The organism is Antarctobacter sp., assembly GCF_034670325.1.
In the GTDB taxonomy this organism is placed as follows: Bacteria; Pseudomonadota; Alphaproteobacteria; order Rhodobacterales; family Rhodobacteraceae; genus Antarctobacter.
The window spans coordinates 224,373-242,924 of record NZ_JAXMNR010000004.1 but is presented as its reverse complement, the minus strand read 5'-3'; the positions used below and the strand labels follow the sequence as shown (position 1 = coordinate 242,924).

Annotated in this window: 19 protein-coding genes and 3 pseudogenes; 7 read left to right on the top strand and 15 right to left on the bottom strand. The window is 62.4% G+C overall.

Features of this window, described 5'->3' with window-relative positions:
- Positions 1–3: 3 nt before the first annotated feature.
- The 3 genes from VOI21_RS11775 (at position 4) to VOI21_RS11765 (ending at position 3,002) form a co-directional block, all read left to right on the top strand.
- Positions 4–1,380, top strand: a complete 1,377-nt coding sequence (locus VOI21_RS11775; RefSeq protein ID WP_323770073.1) for a pyruvate dehydrogenase complex E1 component subunit beta — start codon at positions 4–6, stop codon at positions 1,378–1,380.
- Positions 1,377–1,634: a hypothetical protein gene (locus VOI21_RS11770; protein WP_323770072.1), complete on the top strand. Its 258-nt coding sequence runs from the start codon at positions 1,377–1,379 to the stop codon at positions 1,632–1,634. Before VOI21_RS11775 ends, VOI21_RS11770 begins: the two co-directional genes overlap by 4 nt.
- Before the next feature lie 69 nt (positions 1,635–1,703).
- Positions 1,704–3,002 (top strand): pyruvate dehydrogenase complex dihydrolipoamide acetyltransferase, encoded by a 1,299-nt coding sequence (locus VOI21_RS11765; protein ID WP_323770071.1) that lies wholly within the window; start codon positions 1,704–1,706, stop codon positions 3,000–3,002.
- Positions 3,003–3,127: 125 nt separating this feature from the next.
- Here the strand turns inward: VOI21_RS11765 and cysE are convergent, their stop codons facing one another.
- Entirely contained in the window at positions 3,128–3,934 is an 807-nt protein-coding gene (gene cysE, locus VOI21_RS11760; RefSeq protein WP_323770070.1) for a serine O-acetyltransferase, read from the bottom strand.
- Between the two features lie 74 nt (positions 3,935–4,008).
- Here cysE and VOI21_RS11755 point away from each other — a divergent pair, with 74 nt between their 5' ends.
- Entirely contained in the window at positions 4,009–4,356 is a 348-nt protein-coding gene (locus VOI21_RS11755; protein ID WP_323770069.1) for a TraR/DksA family transcriptional regulator, read from the top strand.
- A 271-nt stretch (positions 4,357–4,627) separates the two neighbouring features.
- Here VOI21_RS11755 and VOI21_RS11750 read toward each other — a convergent pair whose 3' ends face one another.
- The 13 genes and pseudogenes from VOI21_RS11750 to VOI21_RS11690 form a co-directional block, all read right to left on the bottom strand.
- Positions 4,628–8,563, bottom strand: a complete 3,936-nt coding sequence (locus tag VOI21_RS11750; protein ID WP_323770068.1) for a baseplate multidomain protein megatron — start codon at positions 8,561–8,563, stop codon at positions 4,628–4,630.
- Positions 8,564–8,566: 3 nt separating this feature from the next.
- Positions 8,567–8,998, bottom strand: a complete 432-nt coding sequence (locus VOI21_RS11745; protein ID WP_323770067.1) for an NlpC/P60 family protein — start codon at positions 8,996–8,998, stop codon at positions 8,567–8,569.
- Positions 8,995–9,879 (bottom strand): DUF2163 domain-containing protein, encoded by an 885-nt coding sequence (locus VOI21_RS11740; protein WP_323770066.1) that lies wholly within the window; start codon positions 9,877–9,879, stop codon positions 8,995–8,997. Before VOI21_RS11740 ends, VOI21_RS11745 begins: the two co-directional genes overlap by 4 nt.
- Positions 9,879–10,511: a DUF2460 domain-containing protein gene (locus VOI21_RS11735; protein ID WP_323770065.1), complete on the bottom strand. Its 633-nt coding sequence runs from the start codon at positions 10,509–10,511 to the stop codon at positions 9,879–9,881. The genes VOI21_RS11740 and VOI21_RS11735 overlap by 1 nt, the downstream gene beginning before the upstream one ends.
- A gap of 10 nt (positions 10,512–10,521) precedes the next feature.
- On the bottom strand, positions 10,522–11,181 hold the full coding sequence (locus VOI21_RS11730; protein WP_323770064.1) for a phage tail tape measure protein: 660 nt from the start codon (positions 11,179–11,181) through the stop codon (positions 10,522–10,524).
- A complete protein-coding gene (locus tag VOI21_RS11725; protein ID WP_323770063.1) occupies positions 11,178–11,381 on the bottom strand; it encodes a rcc01693 family protein in 204 nt (67 codons plus the stop codon). Before VOI21_RS11725 ends, VOI21_RS11730 begins: the two co-directional genes overlap by 4 nt.
- Positions 11,368–11,644, bottom strand: a pseudogene (locus tag VOI21_RS11720) (gene transfer agent family protein). Before VOI21_RS11720 ends, VOI21_RS11725 begins: the two are co-directional and overlap by 14 nt.
- Positions 11,598–11,900, bottom strand: coding sequence for a head-tail adaptor protein (locus VOI21_RS11715; protein WP_323770062.1), 303 nt, complete (start codon positions 11,898–11,900; stop codon positions 11,598–11,600). The pseudogene VOI21_RS11720 and the gene VOI21_RS11715 overlap by 47 nt, the downstream one beginning before the upstream one ends.
- Positions 11,897–12,490 carry a head-tail connector protein gene (locus VOI21_RS11710; protein ID WP_323770061.1) on the bottom strand — a complete coding sequence of 198 codons (594 nt, stop codon included), beginning with the start codon at positions 12,488–12,490 and terminating at the stop codon, positions 11,897–11,899. The genes VOI21_RS11715 and VOI21_RS11710 overlap by 4 nt, the downstream gene beginning before the upstream one ends.
- Positions 12,491–12,647: 157 nt before the next feature.
- A pseudogene (locus VOI21_RS11705) lies at positions 12,648–12,749 on the bottom strand (phage major capsid protein); the annotation flags it as partial.
- Positions 12,733–12,879: pseudogene (locus VOI21_RS24225) on the bottom strand (phage portal protein); the annotation flags it as partial. The pseudogenes VOI21_RS24225 and VOI21_RS11705, both read right to left, overlap by 17 nt.
- Positions 12,880–13,191: 312 nt before the next feature.
- Positions 13,192–14,496, bottom strand: a complete 1,305-nt coding sequence (locus VOI21_RS11695; protein WP_323770060.1) for a DNA-packaging protein — start codon at positions 14,494–14,496, stop codon at positions 13,192–13,194.
- 13 nt (positions 14,497–14,509) lie between these two features.
- Entirely contained in the window at positions 14,510–14,872 is a 363-nt protein-coding gene (locus VOI21_RS11690; protein ID WP_323770059.1) for a hypothetical protein, read from the bottom strand.
- Between the two features lie 267 nt (positions 14,873–15,139).
- On the opposite strand from VOI21_RS11690, the gene VOI21_RS11685 reads away from it, so the two are divergent.
- The 3 genes from VOI21_RS11685 to VOI21_RS11675 are packed head-to-tail and all read left to right on the top strand — an operon-like array spanning position 15,140 to position 17,467.
- The gene (locus VOI21_RS11685) at positions 15,140–16,330 is read left to right on the top strand and encodes a pyridoxal phosphate-dependent aminotransferase (RefSeq protein ID WP_323770058.1); all 1,191 of its coding nucleotides are present in this window, start codon (positions 15,140–15,142) and stop codon (positions 16,328–16,330) included.
- Positions 16,323–17,126, top strand: a complete 804-nt coding sequence (locus VOI21_RS11680) for an isocitrate lyase/phosphoenolpyruvate mutase family protein (RefSeq protein ID WP_323770057.1) — start codon at positions 16,323–16,325, stop codon at positions 17,124–17,126. The genes VOI21_RS11685 and VOI21_RS11680 overlap by 8 nt, the downstream gene beginning before the upstream one ends.
- Positions 17,123–17,467: a TfoX/Sxy family protein gene (locus tag VOI21_RS11675; protein WP_323770056.1), complete on the top strand. Its 345-nt coding sequence runs from the start codon at positions 17,123–17,125 to the stop codon at positions 17,465–17,467. Before VOI21_RS11680 ends, VOI21_RS11675 begins: the two co-directional genes overlap by 4 nt.
- 57 nt (positions 17,468–17,524) lie before the next feature.
- On the opposite strand, the gene VOI21_RS11670 is transcribed toward VOI21_RS11675, so the two are convergent.
- Positions 17,525–18,520, bottom strand: coding sequence for a hypothetical protein (locus VOI21_RS11670; protein ID WP_323770055.1), 996 nt, complete (start codon positions 18,518–18,520; stop codon positions 17,525–17,527).
- Positions 18,521–18,552: the final 32 nt, after the last annotated feature.

Here is an 18,552-nt window from a genome sequence, read left to right as displayed (position 1 = left end):
GCCATGGCAACTGAAATCCTGATGCCCGCCCTTTCCCCGACAATGGAAGAAGGCACGCTGGCCAAATGGCTGGTCAAGGAAGGCGATACCGTCTCGGCGGGTGATGTGATCGCCGAGATCGAGACCGACAAGGCGACAATGGAATTCGAGGCGGTGGATGAGGGCGTCATGGGCCGCATCCTGATCGCCGAGGGCACGCAGGCCGTCGCCGTGAACACGCCGATTGCGGTGCTGGTCGAGGATGGCGAGGAGGTCCCGGATCAGGTCCGGGACGCGGATCCTGCGTCCTCTGGGGCCAAACCCACGGCCAAACCCGAGTCGTCACCCGCGCCTTCGCCCGCCGCCCCTGCCCCGGTTGCGGCTGTCCGCCCCGAACCTGACTGGCCGGAAGGCACCAAGACAAAGAAACAAACCGTGCGCGAGGCGCTGCGCGACGCGATGGCCGAGGAAATGCGCGCCGATGGCGACGTTTTCCTGATGGGCGAAGAGGTGGCCGAATACCAAGGCGCTTACAAGATCAGTCAGGGCCTGCTGGACGAGTTCGGATCGAAACGGGTGATCGACACGCCGATCACCGAACACGGCTTTGCCGGGATTGGCGTCGGCGCGGCCTTTGGCGGGCTGAAACCGATTGTCGAGTTCATGACCTTCAACTTTTCCATGCAAGCGATGGACCAGATCATCAATTCCGCCGCCAAGACGTTGTACATGTCCGGTGGGCAGATGGGCTGTCCGATCACCTTTCGCGGCCCCAATGGTGCCGCCGCCCGCGTCGGCGCGCAGCACTCTCAGGACTTTGCGGCGTGGTATGCGCATATTCCCGGATTGAAAGTGGCGATGCCCTATTCCGCCTCGGACGCCAAGGGCCTGCTGAAAAGCGCCATCCGAGACCCGAACCCGGTGATTTTTCTCGAAAACGAGATCCTATACGGGCGCAGCTTTGACGTGCCGGTGATGGAGGATTTCACCGTCCCCTTTGGCAAGGCCCGCATCTGGCAGGAGGGAACCGACGTGACGCTTGTCAGTTTCGGCATCGGCATGACCTACGCGCTAGAAGCGGCCGAGAAACTGGCCGAAGAGGGCATCAGCGCCGAGGTGATCGACCTGCGGACCCTGCGGCCACTGGATACCGCGACCGTCATTGCCTCCGTGCAGAAAACCAACCGTTGTGTCACGATCGAAGAGGGTTTTCCCGTGGCCTCGATCGGCAACCACATCTCTGCCGTGCTGATGCAGGAGGCGTTTGATTACCTCGACGCACCAGTGATCAACCTGACCGGCAAGGACGTGCCAATGCCCTACGCGGCCAACCTTGAACGCCACGCGCTGATCACGACGCCAGAGGTGATCGCAGCCGCCAAGAAGGTTTGTTACCGGTGACCGCGCGGGTCGAGGTCAAAGGCCGCGACGTGGTGCGGGAGGCATACCGCATCGAAACCGAGGACGGGCGCGCCTACGTTCCCGAATGCCTGATGACACATGCCCTGCGCCCCGGTGCCAGACCGTCCCATCAGGACGCCTATGAATGGATAGCCGCCCACAGATCGGCGCTTGTTCACGCGGTAAACCGACTTGCTTGCGGTGCGACACCGCGCCCGCCTTACGACATCATGACCCTGATCGAGGCCCGCTGACCATGTGTCTTCTTCTTGGTAAAAATACTCAATCGCACGCCGCGCAGGCGCGTTGAGAGGAGGATCTGAATGCCCATCGAAATCCTCATGCCCGCCTTGTCGCCCACTATGGAGGAAGGCACGCTGGCCAAATGGCTGGTCAAGGAAGGCGACGCCGTCGCCTCCGGTGACGTAATCGCCGAGATCGAAACCGACAAGGCGACGATGGAATTCGAAGCCGTCGACGAGGGCACAATAGGTCGCCTCCTTGTCGCCGAAGGCACGGCAGAGGTGAAGGTCAACACCCCCATCGCGGTGCTGCTGGAAGAGGGCGAAAGCGCCAAGGACATCACCGACGGCCCCGTGGCCACTGCGCCGCAGGCGCAGGCCACAGCGGCTGCCGAGGCGGCCCCCACTTCCGGGGGCTCCGAGAAAGCCGCCCCGCCAGCGCAGGCCAAGGACGGTGCCCGCGTCTTTGCCTCCCCACTGGCGCGCCGTCTGGCGGAACAAAAAGGTCTGGATCTGGGGCAGATCACCGGCAGCGGGCCACGCGGCCGGATCGTCAAAGCCGATGTCGAGGCAGCCGCCGCGCAGCCACAGCCTGCCGCCGCTGCCGCGTCGGCAGTACCCGGCTCCTCCGCGCAAGCACCGCAGATCGCCGCCAATGCCGATGCGGTGCTCAAGACCTATGCCGACCGACCTCATACCGAAATCGCACTGGACGGTATGCGCCGCACCGTCGCCGCCCGCCTGACAGAAGCAAAACAGACGATCCCGCATTTCTACCTGCGTCGCGACATCCGCCTCGACGCGCTGTTGGCGTTCCGCACGCAGATCAACGCCCAACTGGCACCGCGCGGCGTCAAACTTTCGGTCAATGATTTCATCATCAAGGCCTGCGCCCACGCCCTGCAACAGGTGCCCGCCGCCAATGCCGTCTGGGCCGGGGACCGCATCCTGCAACTGACGCCTTCGGATGTGGCTGTGGCCGTGGCAGTCGACGGCGGGCTTTACACCCCGGTGCTGAAAGACGCACACCAGAAATCCCTCTCGGCGCTCTCTGCGGAAATGAAGGACCTCGCCACACGCGCACGAGACCGCAAGCTTGCCCCACATGAATATCAAGGCGGCAGCTTTGCCATTTCCAATCTCGGCATGTTCGGGGTCGAAAATTTCGATGCGGTCATCAATCCGCCGCACGGGGCCATTCTGGCTGTCGGCGCAGGGATCAAGAAGCCTGTCGTCAGCGAGGCCGACCAGATCACTGTCGCGACGATCATGTCGGTTACGCTTTCGGTTGACCACCGCGTGATCGACGGCGCGCTTGGCGCGGACCTGCTGAAGGCCATCGTGGACGGCCTTGAGAACCCTCTCGCCCTACTGGCCTGAGTCTGCCTGCTGGGCTGTGGGAAGAAGATTTCGCCTGCGCCAGAGGGACGACGCCCAAGACCGCAAAAAAGAAGCACCCCGAAAGGGGCGCCTCTACTATCCTCCCAAATGCCTTTGCACCACGCTCAGCCGCCGCGCAAGATCTGGTCCATGCTGATCGACGGCTGGGCGCACCCGGCCTCGCCGACAACTTTGGCAGGAACCCCAGCGACAGTGGTACATGGCGGGACGTCCTTCAACACCACAGACCCGGCCGCGATGCGCGAGCAGTTGCCCACCTTGATATTGCCCAGCACTTTGGCACCCGCACCAATCAAGACGCCATCGCCGATCTTTGGGTGGCGGTCCTCTTCTTCCTTGCCGGTGCCGCCCAGCGTGACCGAATGCAGCATAGAGACGTTGTCGCCCACCACCGCTGTCTCACCGATCACGATGGAATGGGCGTGGTCGATCATGATGCCTTTGCCGATCCGCGCCGCGGGATGGATGTCGATTCCAAAGACCTCAGAGCTGCGCATCTGAAAGAAATAGGCCAGATCCTTGCGCCCTTCGGTCCACAGCCAATGCGCGACGCGGTAGGCCTGCACCGCCTGGAACCCTTTGAAGAACAACACCGGTTGCAGGAATCTGTGGCAGGCCGGATCACGTTCATAGGTGGCCGTGATATCCGCGCGCGCGGACAGGGCCAGTTCTGGCGCAAGACCATATGCCTCGTCACAGATTTCCCGCAGGATTTGTTCGGACATCTCCCCATTCGCCAGTTTCAGCGACATGCGGTAACTCAGGGCCCGTTCAATCGAAGGGTGGTGCAGGATCGAATAATGCACCAGTCCGCCCAGCAGCGGTTCATCGATCACCGCCTGCTCTGCCTCACTGCGGATACGGGCCCAGACCGGGTCAAGTTCCGCCAGATGCGCGCGCGTTTCAGCCATGGCTGTCCTCCTTTGACGCCGTAAGCCTATCAGATAGGCTATGGGGATCGAAACGCAAATCTGTGATGTGGGTTATGGCTGATCAGGATGACGCTGCAACTGTGCGATTCAAAAGCCTAATCCACGCCCGGCTTGCCACACTGGACGAAGAAGATGCGCTTGGCCGCGCGGGACAGTCCACGGTCAAGCTTGACCAACAAGCGGTGGGGCGGCTGTCGCGGCAGGATGCGCTTTTGAACCAATCCATGGCAAAAGCAACGCAGGCACGTCGCGACGGTCTGCGCCGCGCGCTAGGGGCGGCGCTGGTTCGGATAGAACTTGATGAATTTGGCTATTGTGAGGAATGCGGCGACGCCATCGCGGTCAAACGGCTGGATCTTGACCCAACCGCGCGGCGCTGCATTTCCTGCGCGCCGGGCTGATGGATGTCGCGCAAGGCTGTCAGGATAGCCAACTGGCAATCGAGATAGTCGGGATCGTCAAAGCGCACTTCGCGACCCATAGGATGACCATGGGCCGCCGCCATCAAGGTCCCGTTGCCCCAGCGTCCATGCGCCCGCCCGGTGCGGCGGCTATGCGTATCCGCCGCGCTTGCCTCGTCGATCAGCCGGCGGGCCTGCGCTGCGCGGGCGTGCGGCGGCACGGGCAAAAGCGCCCGCGCCGCCGCGCTCACGTCCCCGGGCAGGACCGGTCTCATGCTGTCATTTCCAGTTCGGCATAAGGTCCGGGGCCATACCGTTCGGAGACTTGCGCAACCGCCAGAGTGAAGTCCCCGCTGACACCATCGGCAGACTGATCTGCGGCGCTGTACACCCAGGACGGCATGTTCACGATATGTGAGCGCAGAACCGTAGACCCCTGCCGGACCTGCACCCTGTAGGCCTCACTGTCTTCGCCAAGTGGGACCTCTGCCAGCCCCCAGCCGTCCCCATCAATCCGCGTGCGCCGTGTCCAGCTAAGGTCAAGATCGCCGCCCTGATCCTCGACGCGCAGATGCCCGGGACGATAAGGCCGCAGGCCATTGCCAACGAATGCATGGACCCGGTGTTCATACGCTGCATGGTCATAAGGTTGCGATGCAGGTCCGACCCGGTAGTGACGCTCGACTCCGCGTTGCAGCGCTTTCAACCCAATCTGAGTGGGGGTCCCGTCAAGCATGACCACCCAGGATCCAGCGGGCCAGACCGTAGGCATCAGCCCGTCACTGCCCGCCTGTCCGCGCAATCGATGCGACAGCCTCCAGCGGCCTTCCGACATCAGCTCTGCATCCCGAAACTGGAGCAGTTCCCAGTTCCCGGGCGTCCCATCGCCGATCGCCATCAGATTGCCACCGGACAGCAGCGCGGCATCACTGATCGACTGCAAACCGCCGCTTGCCAATCGCACCTCCAATGCTGGACCGGAATCGATTTTTCCGGGCCGGGCCGCGATCAGAGCCGTCTCGGTCACGCCAATCACCGACTGTCCCGCAATGAGAGTGTTCAAAGCGTAATCCAAGTCTTGCGGCGCATCATAGATCGCCACAGCGCCCGGCCAAGGCGTGGCCGTCAGCGCCAAATGCGGCGCATGAGGCACCTCGTCACCGGTCATCATCGGCAGGTCAAGAAAGACCGGAGTTACCGGCGCTGCAGATATGACAGGCCGCACCGAGGCCGCGTCCTCGGGCATTTCTGACGGTTGAAAAACCTCAGGTTCGATCCGCACGGCATCGACGATCTGGTGTTCCATGACCTCGATCTTGTCGATCCGAGCCAGCGTTCCGCCGTTCCCGACAGGCAGCCGGACGACGTCCCCCGCGCCCAGCACAAGTTGCGACGGCGGCAGCGCAAATCGCAAGGTATCTCGCGCCACGCGCGCCTCGGTCAGCCAACGCTCAGCGGTCTGTCGCCCTTCGCCCCGCGTCATTGCCAGCGCTATATCAGTCTCAGCCACCGCATGCGTGGCCTCGTCTGGCAAAACCGCTTCCTCGGACGCGATCTGGTGATCCGCATCTGCCAGAATGAATTGGACGCGAACGCGGCCTGTCATCTCCGCCTCGGCGGCCCGCGTCTCCAGCAGATCGCCCTCGATTTCTTCGCTTACCGCAAGCGCATCAAGTGGTAGGTTGATCGCACCCGTCCCGCTGCGCATCCGGAAAACCAGCGTGCCGTCCCGTTCGATCGCATCGAAACCATGCGCCAGCATCAAAGGCTGCAATGCTCGCCGTGCGTCCGACACCTGCGGCACGATATAGCCGCGCACGAACCCGAACAGACCGCTGGTATCGACATCGGCCAATCCGACCCGCGCACAGATTTCCTCGACAACCGATGCAAGACCGCGGCCCGAAACCCGACCGTTCAACCAGTGCCCGCGCCGATAGTTCGGTCCATCCGACCACTGATCCTCATTGGCCGGGAACCACGGATAAGGTCGCGCATCCCAAGCCCAGACAAACGACCGTGTGAGGTCCAACATGGGCCCGCCATAAACCGAAGACTGAGGGTTGTGCGCTGCCTCTCCCCAATATCCCAGTTGCGCACGGAGATATTGTTGCTGGATCAGGTCGTCCCGCAGGCCATTGGAATACCGAGGAAGGTTGGACTCCGATGATTTTGGATCAAGAAATTTGTTCGGTTGGTTGGTGCCCTTGTCGACCGCTGCACACCCCAATTCGGTGAACCAGATCGGTTTGGATTCCGGCTGCCAGACTGTTGCCTGCGCCTGCCGGACGCCGCCGATGCGCTCATGATGGGAGTTGCCCCACCAATTGCGGATGTCCTTGTAACGCCAAACCCAAGGCTCGCCATGTGTCCCGTCGGAAATCGGCGTCCGGATCTGCGCATCCCGGTCCGCATCGGAGGCATAGTACCAGTCAAACCCCTCGCCGCCTTCGATGTTGGACCGCAGATAGCCCAGATCGTGCAACGCGCCCCACTCTGCGTCAGCGTGCCCCTCTCCGTCGCGCCAGTCCGACAGAGGCATGTAATTGTCGATCCCGACAAAATCGATCTCTGCATCTGCCCAGAGCGGATCGAGGTGAAAAAACAGATCGCCCGAGCCATCTTGCGGATGATAACCGAAGTACTCGGACCAATCCGCCGCGTAGCCAATCTTGACCGACACCCCCAGCAGGGTCCGGCACTCGGCGGCAAGCTCCTGCAAAGCCGCAACGGCGGGAAAGCCATTTTCGCCACGGATCTGAGTCAGCCCCCGCATCTCCGACCCGATGCAAAAAGCCTCGACACCCCCTGCCGCCGCGCAGAGTGCAGCCTGATGCAGGATGAATCGGCGGTAGCCCCACTCATCTGTTCCGCTGTAGCTGACCGACCCGCCAGACACCGCGAAATCAGCGGCCGAGGCAGTGCCAAAGAACGCGGCAACCTCGGCATCTGCTGCCGCAGTCTGATCCGGAGACCCAGACTGGCCCGGCGCGGCACTGAGGGTGATCCTCCCGCGCCAGGGCAATTCCGGTTGGTCCGTGGCCCCGCTCCAGGGATCTGACAATCCGTTGTCGGCCATCTGATCCATCAGGATAAACGGGTAGTACATTACAGACAGGCCTTCTGCCTGCATTTTACGGATCGACTGTATCACGGACTCGTCCGTCGGAGTGCCGCCATAGACCGGGCGACCGTCTTGCTGTGGCACCGCCAACGCCGCACTCCGGTTCAGACCGGCCACGGACCAAGGCATTGATTTCGCCTCGAACTCAGTCTGTTCCACTTTCGGCCGGATCGAACATTCACCGCAGCGGAGGTCATCACCGAACCAGCTCACAATCAACGAAGCGGCACCGCAATTGGGAACCTCGTCAGTGAGTTGCTTCAAAGAGGTGACAAAATCCGGCTCCTCCGACGGCGATCCGACGTTGGCCACCGCCTTGCCGTCTTTTCCCACACCGAACAGGCTGTCAAAGGAACTTGCGGCATGTTTCATGTAGACTGGATCGGTCGCCAAGGCGTATTCTCCGGTGCCCGGTATCATCGCCACGCCGCGTACCAGTGCTGGCACCTGATCCTCTGCCAGATCGGGTCGTACGACCTCAAAGCTGAACTGCGGAATACGGTTGCCGAACCGTTCCAGACGCAAATTCTCCATCACGACATAGGCCGTGCCGCGGTAGGCGGGCACCTGTCCAGTACCTTCGACCGCTTCGATCTTGGGATCGGGCAATTGATCCTGCGTCCCCGTATAAACGCGCATATTGAGGTCCCTGATCGCGACTTCGGCGCCATCCGCCCAAACGCGATTGACAGAGCTGATCTCTCCTTCGCACAGCGCCAAAGCAAGGCTGATGGAATAGCTATATTCGCGCACCTTTGGCTGAGCGGGCGCTCCCTTGCCGCCGCCACCAGATTCGCGCACACGTTCCTTGAACTCCGTCGCCCAGATGACATGACCACCGGTCCGCGTCCGCCCGAAGACTTGTGCAATTGGCGCACCTTCACCCGCCCCCGTCAGGCGGAAACGGTCAATCCGGCCCGTCTCAACGGCCTCCGACCCCGCGCCCATCAGACGTTGGTCCAATCCGCGCCCGATGGAGGCACCGATGAAACGGCCCACCGCCGTCATCGACAGCCCCAAAACAGAGCCGCCGATGGAACTGCCGATTGCCGCCCCTGCGGCGGAAAGAAGGATCGTCGCCATCACTCAATCTCCAATTGGAAGGGCAAACCGAGCCACCACACGCCGCGCCCAAGGCGCGCTCAGGGCGCTCTCGATCACACCATGTCCAGTATAGGCATGGATAAAACTCGCCATGCCTCCGGTCTGCGCCTGAATGCCTACATGTTTCGCGATAGAGCCGTCCCGCATCCGGAAGAGCAAAACGTCACCCTCCGCCGCATCGTCCCGGACTTTGGGCACCATATGCTGCAGGCCCGCCCGCCACAGGCTTTCATCACCCTGCGGTTCCGCCCAATCCATGCTGTAGGCAGGCACCTCTTCAGGCTCCGGCCCGATCACCTCGCGCCAGACGCCGCGCAATAAGCCCAGACAGTCACACCCTGCACCTCGGCACGATGCCTGATGCACATAGGGAGTCCCAAGCCACCCCCGCGCCGCACAAACCACCAAGTTCATCGACGGCTCCCGCCATCAAGGCGTTTGGCATAGCTGGGGTGAACCGTGATCCAGTCCTCCTCGGGCAAATCCGGGAAACCGCGAAAGTTTAGATGGTTGCCGAATTTCGACCTGCAGGTCTCGAACCTTTTGTCACAGCCAGCTGTGAGCCTGACCGCATCACCGGCAACTGGCAACGCGCGAAGCGGCTCCCAGATCTCGATCACTCTTTCACCATCGGCGCGCAGATAATCGCGCTTGATCGACCCGATCAGCCCTCGGGCCGCCCCGGTTAGTATCTCCAGCCGACCTCGCTGAAACCATCCGACGGAGAAACCGGCCAATTCCCCCGCAAGGAAAACTCGGCTTTCCTCGACCCCGACCAATGTTCCCTCGTGCAGGTGGCCACCCACCGAGAGGTCAAAACCGCAGTCCGCATCCCCCAGAACAGCGGTACAAGGCTTTTGAAAGACCCGTCCGACCGGCCGGTTTAGCCTTTCAGTCAAACCGCGCAATTCTGCGTGAAACGCGCCGTTTCCGCGTCGCACCTCTCCAATGGTTCCGCGGAACATCACTCGGCGCGCCGACACGTCAGCCCAATTGACCAGCCAAGCCACCACATCGGCCCCGTCATAGCGTCCGGCGGAAATATCCGCTTCGCTGATCCCACTGGCGCTCAGTGCGCCCATGGCCTCGGAGTTGTCGACAGACAACCCGGTCGCCTGACTGACAGCACGGGCCGACAGCCCGCTGTCAGCCTTGAACACCAGCCCGTCAAAACTCAGATCCCTGTCGTGATCGGTGAACCCAAGACGGATACCGTCCGTGCGCGTGATCGCCCAGGCCCGTGACACGGTTGTCAATCCGCCCACCAGATGGGTATGAAGCTCAGCCGCGCCCATCAGACCCGAACCTCGACCACGGGAACATCCGGCACTTGTCCTGCATTGAACGCCCCGGCGCTGACGTGAATGCGGTCCGTGTCGAACCGGACCGGCACATCGAAGGCAAAGCCTGCGCGGATGTCTTGCCCGACACCCGGCGCGCTGTCCAACGTCACCATTCCAGTTGCAGTATCCACGGTGAAATTGGCACCCTCCGTCAGTTCCACACCGTCGACCTCGACCAATACGGAACCGGCCACTGGTTTGGTCACTGGACGGGAATAGCTGGCACCTCCGGAAACATAGGCCTTGGACAGCGCAAAGCTCTGGTTCGCTCCGTCTCCGGTCCCGATCAACTGGTCGGCGACGGACGGCTCTTGCGAGGGCGCGCAGGATTTGAAATCCGCCCAGTCTTTCCAGCGAAAGCCATACAACTGTCCCTGACGCGCCTCGAAAAACGCGATCAGTTCAGCCAGATCGTCCAGCGACCGAAGACCCAGACCGGCGTCGAAACGCCGTCGAGAATGGGCCCAAGGCGTATTGCGTTCCTCAAATCCAGAGGTCAGCGTCACAATATCGGTGCGCCGCTCAGGCCCCCCGACAGAGCCAAAGCTCAGGTCGGTCGGAAATCTCACGTCATGAAAGCTCATGTCACTCTCCTCAGCGGTTGCGCGCGCCACGGCTTAGCGCCTGGCTCATGCGGGCGGCGATTTGGCTTTGGCTGCGCTGAAAGCCTGCGGTGTCGGGTGTGGAAATGTTCATCACCACCGTCACCGGCGACCCACCGCCGCCGTCCGAACGCACTCCCAGCTTGCCGTCAGGCCCACGGGTCAAGGGCATGATGGCCTCTGGCCCCGCTTCGCCCATCAGCCCGGTCCCGCCCCGCATCGGGAAAGTGGTCGGGCTGCTGACAACGCCTCCATTTGCAAAGGGCATCACCCGCCCCTGCGCAAAACCAGCGCCATTCGCAAAGAGCGAGTAGCTGCCGAACATGCCTGACACCGCCGATGACAGCAGCCCCCCCACATGGTTCGCCACCGGGGTCACCGCCGCCTTCCATGCCGCGTCAATCATCGATTGGGCGACGGTTTGCAGCGCATCCGACAGTTTCATCCCATCCAGCACCACGCCGTCGATTGCCCGCGCCACGCCCCGGCTCAGCGTTGCTTCCAGCTTGGCGGCACCGCGACCAGTTGCCGAAAACGTCTCATGGATGCGTTTCAATTCGGCATCGAACTGCGCGGCCATGCCGACCGCGCCCCCTAGCGAGGTCTCCAGTGCATCGACCTGTCCCTCCAGGTCATCGATCATGTCGCTCATGTCTCGTCACCTCTCATCTTGTCGTCCGGAAAGGCCGTCATCAATTCGGACAGCCGCGTCCGACCCATCGGTTTTGCGCCATCGCCCTCGCCCAACATCAGTTGCAATTCGGCGGGCGTCAGATCCCAGAATTCCCACGGCTTGAGACCAAGCCCCCGCATTCCCGCGCGCATCAGCGTGGGCCAGTCAAACCCTGCCATCGCGCGTCTCCGGCAACATGAAGGCCCGCGCCAGCAATTCGGCCGCCGACCGTGCCGCCGCCATCGGCCCGCCCTCGATCTCGGAGGACAAAAGGTCAGACGCACGACCGGTCCAACCGCCCCCCCCGCAGCCCCGCCACGATCAGAGCCAGCACATCGCGTGTGCTGAACCCGCCGGATTCGAACCGTTGTACCAGATCCACCAGAGACCCGCTCTCAAGCCCGGTCTCCAGTTCGGCCAGCGCCCCCAGCGTCAGCCGCATCACGTGGCTCTGGCCATCGACGACCAGAACCACATTCAGGCCGACTGGAATGTCCTTGCGGAGCACCACGCGTGATGATCCGAAACGCCCCGACCGAAACCGCCCCGGTTTCGCCATTTGCCAACCGTCCGGTGCGCGGTTTGACCTTTGCCCAGAGAGTGCCCAGCGCGCTCCATGTTTCCTCAAAGCCACCCGCGCCATCGGTTACCCGCTGAGCGGCTTCCAGCGTCAACCGCCTGTTCAAAGTCCAGCTCATGCGTCTAGCCCCACACGGACTGGCCGATAGCGGGCGATCAGGCTCGTCACGCCGAACGGCATACAGCCTTGGCTCAGGGCCATTTCGCTCCGGTATTCGTAATAGTGCGCCGCCAGCATCAGAACGGCCTGCTTCAGATCCTCTGGTACAGCATCGAATGTCGGGCCATATCCGGCGTCGAAACGGATCTCGACCGTCCCCCCTGTGGGAACACTCGGAAGCGAAGTCGCCATCGGGCGCAGACGAGGATCAAAGGCATCCTTTTGCAACCTGTAGCTCGTTGGATCGACGATCGTCGCAATCCCATAGGCATCCACTAGGGCCACTTCGGTAATCGCCTGCACTGGCGCCACCGGCAGCCGCTGACTATCGGGTGCGGTCCAGGCATCCAGCGTCACCAGAAAACCGCGTGTGACCAGCGCTTTGCTTGTGCGACCCTCGATAGCGGCAAGCGCCGCACGCAGGAACGAGACCAGAACCGGGTCCTGCAAATCGCCTTCAGTAAAACCGCTGCCTAACAGCAGATGGTCCTTCAGAGCCGCCACCGGAAGCGCCGCTTCGAGCACTTGGGTTTCTTCCACCAACATCATGTTTCTTCTCCGAAATCCTCGACCATCCCTTGTCCGCCAAGCGGTTGGACGCGCGCCGCCCCGACTGCACGCGCGGAGGGGTAGCTGAACAACCTGAACAGGCGCGCGCCCGCTGAGAGACGGACCGCGCGGCCCGCCTCCCATCTCTTGGTCAGCTTCAGCTGACGGCGATACGCATGAGCTTGATCGCGGCGAAATCGCTTACGTCACCGCCCACACGCTTGGAGGCGTAGAACAGGACGTGCGGTTTGGCGCTGAAACCCATAGTGATCATCTTGCGGATGGAACGCCTTCACGTGACAGATCGGAGAGATCGCCCCCGTGACACCAAAGCGATGCTTGCGCCCGCCCACCGCGTATTCATAGGCCACCGGCCATGCAACTCGACCACCGTTCAGATGCGCCACGACCCGGCCCGTCGCCGAGGCCTTGGCCTCCGGCGCGCTCGCCACCTCCGGCCCCTGCCCGGTCCGCCGCAGAAAATCGAATACCATCCCTAGTCGCTCCTTTCCTCAGGCGGCCCAAGGGCCCGCACTGTCCCACCCGCGTCAGCCACTGGCGGACGCGTTGCAGGTCATCTTCGTCTTTCGATTGGGTCAGAGGCTTGCTGTCCCCTGCGTCTCATGAAGCAAATTATGGTGGGCGCATTAAGGCCGCGTCACACCACCGTTCGGCCTTGGCGCAACGACCGCAACGGGTCGTTACAGCCCCCTCACCTGCGGCGTCCGCTTTACCGGGCGTTTGCCCAGCATCAGTTCTGTCAGCGCCCAGACCAGTGCGTCGACGCGGTCAGGACTGCCTGCACCTTCATAGCCATGCGGCGTCATCAGGCACATCTGCGATTCTAGTTCCTCCAGCCCGCGCGCGTGTTTCACGCGCCCCTGCTCATACAAATGTTTCACGCGCCCCTGCTCATACAAAGCGGCCACCGGTTCGGCCCGGACGGATTTCCCCTCCGTCGCGTGCACAGCCTTGTAGGAGACATAGGGATCGACTTGCCGCAGCGTGGTCTCAACCATCGCGCCGCCCTGATTGACCTCGGCCACCACACGGTCTGCCTGCCAGCGCGCGGCTGCCTCGATTGCCGCCGTCGCCCAGCCCGTCGGCGACAACCCTTGGATCGAGGCATCCTCCAACACATAGGCCCGGCGGTCGCGCGGGTCGTCCGCCTCGACGATCCCGGCCACGACAATCCCGCACGCATCCGACCGTGGCCCCTTGCCCGCAGGTGGATCGACCGCCACCACGAACCGGTCCAACTGTGGCAATCGCCCTGCGCGCGCGCCATCAAACATCTCACGCGACCACAGGGCCCCATCGACCTGATCCAGCAACACGCCGTCCAGTTCCTGCAACGCCAGAGACTGACCCTCATAACGCGCCCGCACTTCCTCAAGGAAAGAGGCCGCCAGATGCGCCCGGTTGGCCTCAGTCCGGGCATGGGTCGACACGGTCGACGGGGTCTCAAGCAATTCCTTCAGCACTTCGACGTTCCGCGGTGTAGTTGTCACGCAGACACGCGGCGCCTCACCCAACCGCAGCCCGAACTGCAGCATGTCCCAGACGTCACGCGCCTTTTTCCATTTCGCCATCTCATCCGCCCAAGCGCCGTCAAATTGCGGCCCGCGCAGCGCCTCCGGGTCTTGCGCGGAAAACACCGTGGCCTCAGCCCCGTTCGGCCAGACCAGCGTCCTGCGCGAGGCGTTGTACGTCGGCTTTCGATCAAACGGCGAACAGGCCATGATCCCGCTATCGCCGTAGATCATCACTTCGCGCGCCTGATCATAAGTCTCGCCGATCAGCGCGATCCGCCGACAGCGCCCTTTGTCCATCGGCTTGGCCCCTTCGACCTGGGCCCGAACCCATTCGGCTCCGGCCCGTGTCTTGCCCGCACCGCGCCCGCCCAGAATAACCCATGTCCGCCAGTCACCCTCGGGTGGCAACTGGTGCGGATGGGCCCAGAACTCGAACAGATAGGGGAGCGCAAGGCGCTCCCCATCGGTCATTTCGTCCAGAAACCTATCCTTCACCACAACAGGTGCGGAGGCTATCCAGGCGGCACCCGACCGCAAATCTCGCGGCTTCGAGGTCAAGCCCGTAGGCATCCCCGATTCCTTCGTCTTTTCGGATGATTGCTTCAAGTTCCAACTCCGTTTCCCGGGCCGCACGCAGCCAGTATTTCAGCTCGTTCAAGGCGCCACTCGCCTCGGACTTCTTCGCAATGTCTCCCCGACTGACCCTGCTCTGAAGCTCATCGATCTGATCGATGAGTTCCGCGATCGTCGCTGTCGCCCGATCACGTTGTCTGCGCAGCCGCTCACACCGCTCGTTGGCGGTAATGACGATGCGCTGTTCTTCTTCTTTTTGCTCTGCTCTGCTCATGCTCGACACCTTACTTGCCTGTAGGTTTTTGCCCCTCCGGGGGTGCAAGGCGCGAAAACGGCCCCAAAGGTCTCCCCCGGGGGCCATTTGCCGTACCTCGTCCAGCATGCGAAAAACATACGGTCCACCGTGCGGTGGGTCAATCCCACCCCCGCACGCAACCAATTGATTTCGTTTACACTTCCCAACCAAACCTTAACAAATGCCAAACCTGCTTGCCGCGCGCCTGCGCCTCTGGCAAACCATTTTCAACGAAAGGAACCCACCATGCCCCAACTCTCGACCCGCATCACCACGCTTAACGAAGGCGGCTCTGACGGGTGGGAGGTGTTCTACCGCGCCCGCGACATGGCCGCCGCAGGCCAGCCCGTGACAGAGCTGACAATCGGCGAACATGACATCGGCACCGACGCATCGATCCTTCAGGCGATCCACGCATCGGCCAGCGGCGGCCACACCGGCTATGCAATGGTTCCCGGCGTCTCGGGACTGCGCAAGGCCGTTGCAGAGCGCATCAGCGCCCGCACCGGCGTGCCCACCACTCCTGAAAACATTCTGATCACCCCCGGCGGGCAGGCCGCGCTTTTTGCCGCCCATGTCGCCGTGCTGTCGCCGGGCGATGCGGCGCTCTACATTGACCCGTATTACGCCACCTACCCCGGCACGATCCGTGCCGCCTCTGGCCGCGCCGTACCCGTCCCGACAGAGGCAGCCCACGCCTTCCTGCCCAAGGGCGCATCAATCCGGGCCGCCGCCACGACGAGCGGTGCAAAAAGCCTGCTGGTCAATACGCCCAACAACCCAACCGGCACGGTCTACCCGCGCGAGACCCTTCAAGAAATCGCATCCGCCGCCAACGACCACGATCTCTGGCTGATCTCGGATGAGGTCTATGACACACAGGTCTGGCAAGGTGACCATATCAGCCCCCGCACCCTGCCCGGTATGGCCGAGCGCACGCTTGTCGTCGGCTCGATGTCCAAAAGTCATGCCATGACCGGCTCGCGCGCCGGTTGGCTGGTTGGCCCGAAAGAGGCCATTGACCGCCTCATCGATCTGGCCACTTCGACCACCTACGGCGTGCCCGGCTACATTCAGGACGGCGCATTGTTTGCCCTCAACCAAGGCCCCGACCTTGAGGACCAGATCGCCGCCCCCTTCCGCCGCCGCCGCGACCTCGCGATGAAGGTGATCGCCCAGCAGAACACCGTCACAGCAATCCCCGCGCAGGGGGCCATGTACCTGATGCTGGATATCCGCGCGACGGGCCTCTCGGGGCGTGACTTTGCCGAGGCGTTGCTGGACGAGCACTTGATCGCCGTCATGCCGGGCGAAAGCTTTGGCAAATCCGCCGCCGGTCATATCCGCGTGGCTCTGACTGTGGCAGACGACCGTCTGGTCGCGGCGCTGAAAACCCTTTGCGCATTTGCCGACAGCAAGGCCCGCGCCGATGCCTGACAGCTTTCGCGCCATGCACCGCCCCGGCGATCCCTTTATCCTTGCAAATGCATGGGACGCCGGATCGGCCAAGATGCTGGTCGCAATGGGTGCCAAGGCAATCGCCACCTCATCAGCGGCTCACGCCTTTACGCTGGGCCGCCCCGACACCGGCACCATCACCCGGGATGAGGCGCTGGCCCATGCCCAAGACCTGATCGCTGCCGTCAACGTCCCCGTGTCGGGTGATTTCGAAAACGGCTTTGGCGCGTCACCGGACACCTGCGCCGAAACAGTCCGCCTCGCCGCTGAGATCGGCCTTGCGGGCATCTGCATAGAGGATACTGCCCTTCCCGACTCCGCGCCTTATGACGCCGCCCTCTCCACCGAACGCATCCGCGCCGCCGCCAGCGCCGCCCGCGCCCTGCCGCGCGATTTCTTCCTTGTCGCCCGCGCCGACGGGGTCCTCACTGGCCATTACGACACCGAAGAGGCCGTCGCCCGTATTCAGGCGTTCGAGGCCGCTGGCGCGGATGGCGTCTATGTCCCCGGCCCGCCCTCGATGGAGGCGCTTGGACGCTTGGTCAAAGCCACCGACCTGCCTTTCAACGCCCTCGTCGCCGGTCCCTTTGCCACCCACTCCCGCGCGGAATATGCCGCTCTCGGTGTGGCGCGCCTGTCGCTTGGTTCGGCATTGGCCCGCGCCACCTACCGCACGATCCAAACTGCCGGAGAGGCCATGTTTGGCACTCAGGGGCGCTTTGACGCGCTTGCCACCGGCCTGCCTTTCGACGTCTTGAACCCCATGCTGCAATGAGCGGCACCCCGGTCAGCAGCATCCGCAATCTCGGCCCGGTGTTTGAAACCGCCTGCACAGAGGCCGGCATCCCCGATGCCGAAACCCTGCGCGCCCTCGGCGCACATGAGGCGTATCGCAAGCTGTTAAAATCTGGACAACGCCCTCATTTCATAGGATATTACGTGCTGCACATGGCGCTTCAGGGCCGGCCTTGGAACGACTGCAAAGGTGCCGAAAAGGAAACCCTGAGGGGTCAGTTCGATGCCCTAAAGGCGGATACCAAAGCCACCCCGCAAAGCGCGCTGGACCGTATCCTGAACGAAATCGGCGTCATCGACCCCAGCAACCGGGCGCGTTGAAGACAGGCGTTTGCACCACGGCAGGCAACCCCAAACGCCGCTAAATCCCCCAATGACCTATCTCAGGTCGCGCAGAAGTGTATCCGGCCTGTAGCCGACCCAGGAATTGAAACTTCTGTCCCCTATCGAAAGCGCATCGTATTCAGACGCCGTGACGCGATACCGGGGTTCGAAATCGTAGTGCTTGATGTCGCAAAAGTCGTTGGAAAAGTTGTTTACCCACACGCTCCAGTCACGATCCAAAACGTCAGTATAGTCCCGTCTCATGGCCTCATTGGTCCTGAGATCTCCGGGAGAAAAGTCTACAATGGGCTGATCCCGGAACCGGCGAAGGACCAACATGCAAAGCAAAACCGGATCAACTGCCTGACGTCCAACACCTTTTTTCGTATCGACATCAATGCCCCAGACCGCCGCCTTTTCAACCGTGTCGACCCACAGGAAATCTTTGCCTTTGTGGCGCAGCATCTCGGCGAGCAGGGACCGCGGGAATTTATTGACCCGGCTCATGGAATTGGCTTCGTCCAGATCCTTTGCGATCCGGGCGATCGCATCTATGGCAAGGTCGAATGCCTTTGTAACCGTCGCGCGGTCATACGACCGTTCCGGTACCTCCAGATCCGGCGCATGGAACCCCAACCGCGCCGTCGGATGCATGCTCCTTTGGATCGGCGTGTAAATGTCGAACCGCAGGGTTCCGCCCATGAACGCCACGGCGCAGGCCGACAGACATTCCGCTCCCTCGGCCAAGACCGTGGGCACAGAATACGCGGTCAGGACTTCTGCAATCTTGACACCTTCGTTCAGGGAACCACCCGGACTGTCAAGACACAGCGCCTGAACCGAATTCTGCCCATCGTCCAGGTATCCCTGACGCTCCAGCAGGGTCTGCAATGTGTCAGCGTCTCCTGCCGTGATGCGGCCAGACAACTGCAACGTGCAAGCCACGCTATGTGAATCAAAAAGCGTTGGTGGCCCGACCACGACAATCTCAGCGGCGGAAAGCAACCGGGGCAGGACTGTCAGACATAAAATAAGAGTTAAAAAACGCATGTCTGAATTCTCCACATCAGCGGAATACTCAA

Bases quoted from the DNA above. Each gene is read 5' to 3' on its own strand.
- VOI21_RS11775 (WP_323770073.1), top strand. From the start codon at position 4: ATGGCAACTGAAATCCTGATGCCCGCCCTTTCCCCGACAATGGAAGAA.
- VOI21_RS11765 (WP_323770071.1), top strand. From the start codon at position 1,704: ATGCCCATCGAAATCCTCATGCCCGCCTTGTCGCCCACTATGGAGGAA.
- cysE (WP_323770070.1), bottom strand. From the start codon at position 3,934: ATGGCTGAAACGCGCGCGCATCTGGCGGAACTTGACCCGGTCTGGGCC.
- VOI21_RS11755 (WP_323770069.1), top strand. From the start codon at position 4,009: ATGGCTGATCAGGATGACGCTGCAACTGTGCGATTCAAAAGCCTAATC.
- VOI21_RS11750 (WP_323770068.1), bottom strand. From the start codon at position 8,563: ATGGCGACGATCCTTCTTTCCGCCGCAGGGGCGGCAATCGGCAGTTCC.
- VOI21_RS11745 (WP_323770067.1), bottom strand. From the start codon at position 8,998: ATGAACTTGGTGGTTTGTGCGGCGCGGGGGTGGCTTGGGACTCCCTAT.
- VOI21_RS11740 (WP_323770066.1), bottom strand. From the start codon at position 9,879: ATGGGCGCGGCTGAGCTTCATACCCATCTGGTGGGCGGATTGACAACC.
- VOI21_RS11735 (WP_323770065.1), bottom strand. From the start codon at position 10,511: ATGAGCTTTCATGACGTGAGATTTCCGACCGACCTGAGCTTTGGCTCT.
- VOI21_RS11730 (WP_323770064.1), bottom strand. From the start codon at position 11,181: ATGAGCGACATGATCGATGACCTGGAGGGACAGGTCGATGCACTGGAG.
- VOI21_RS11725 (WP_323770063.1), bottom strand. From the start codon at position 11,381: ATGGCAGGGTTTGACTGGCCCACGCTGATGCGCGCGGGAATGCGGGGG.
- VOI21_RS11715 (WP_323770062.1), bottom strand. From the start codon at position 11,900: ATGAGCTGGACTTTGAACAGGCGGTTGACGCTGGAAGCCGCTCAGCGG.
- VOI21_RS11710 (WP_323770061.1), bottom strand. From the start codon at position 12,490: ATGATGTTGGTGGAAGAAACCCAAGTGCTCGAAGCGGCGCTTCCGGTG.
- VOI21_RS11695 (WP_323770060.1), bottom strand. From the start codon at position 14,496: ATGACCGATGGGGAGCGCCTTGCGCTCCCCTATCTGTTCGAGTTCTGG.
- VOI21_RS11690 (WP_323770059.1), bottom strand. From the start codon at position 14,872: ATGAGCAGAGCAGAGCAAAAAGAAGAAGAACAGCGCATCGTCATTACC.
- VOI21_RS11685 (WP_323770058.1), top strand. From the start codon at position 15,140: ATGCCCCAACTCTCGACCCGCATCACCACGCTTAACGAAGGCGGCTCT.
- VOI21_RS11680 (WP_323770057.1), top strand. From the start codon at position 16,323: ATGCCTGACAGCTTTCGCGCCATGCACCGCCCCGGCGATCCCTTTATC.
- VOI21_RS11675 (WP_323770056.1), top strand. From the start codon at position 17,123: ATGAGCGGCACCCCGGTCAGCAGCATCCGCAATCTCGGCCCGGTGTTT.
- VOI21_RS11670 (WP_323770055.1), bottom strand. From the start codon at position 18,520: ATGCGTTTTTTAACTCTTATTTTATGTCTGACAGTCCTGCCCCGGTTG.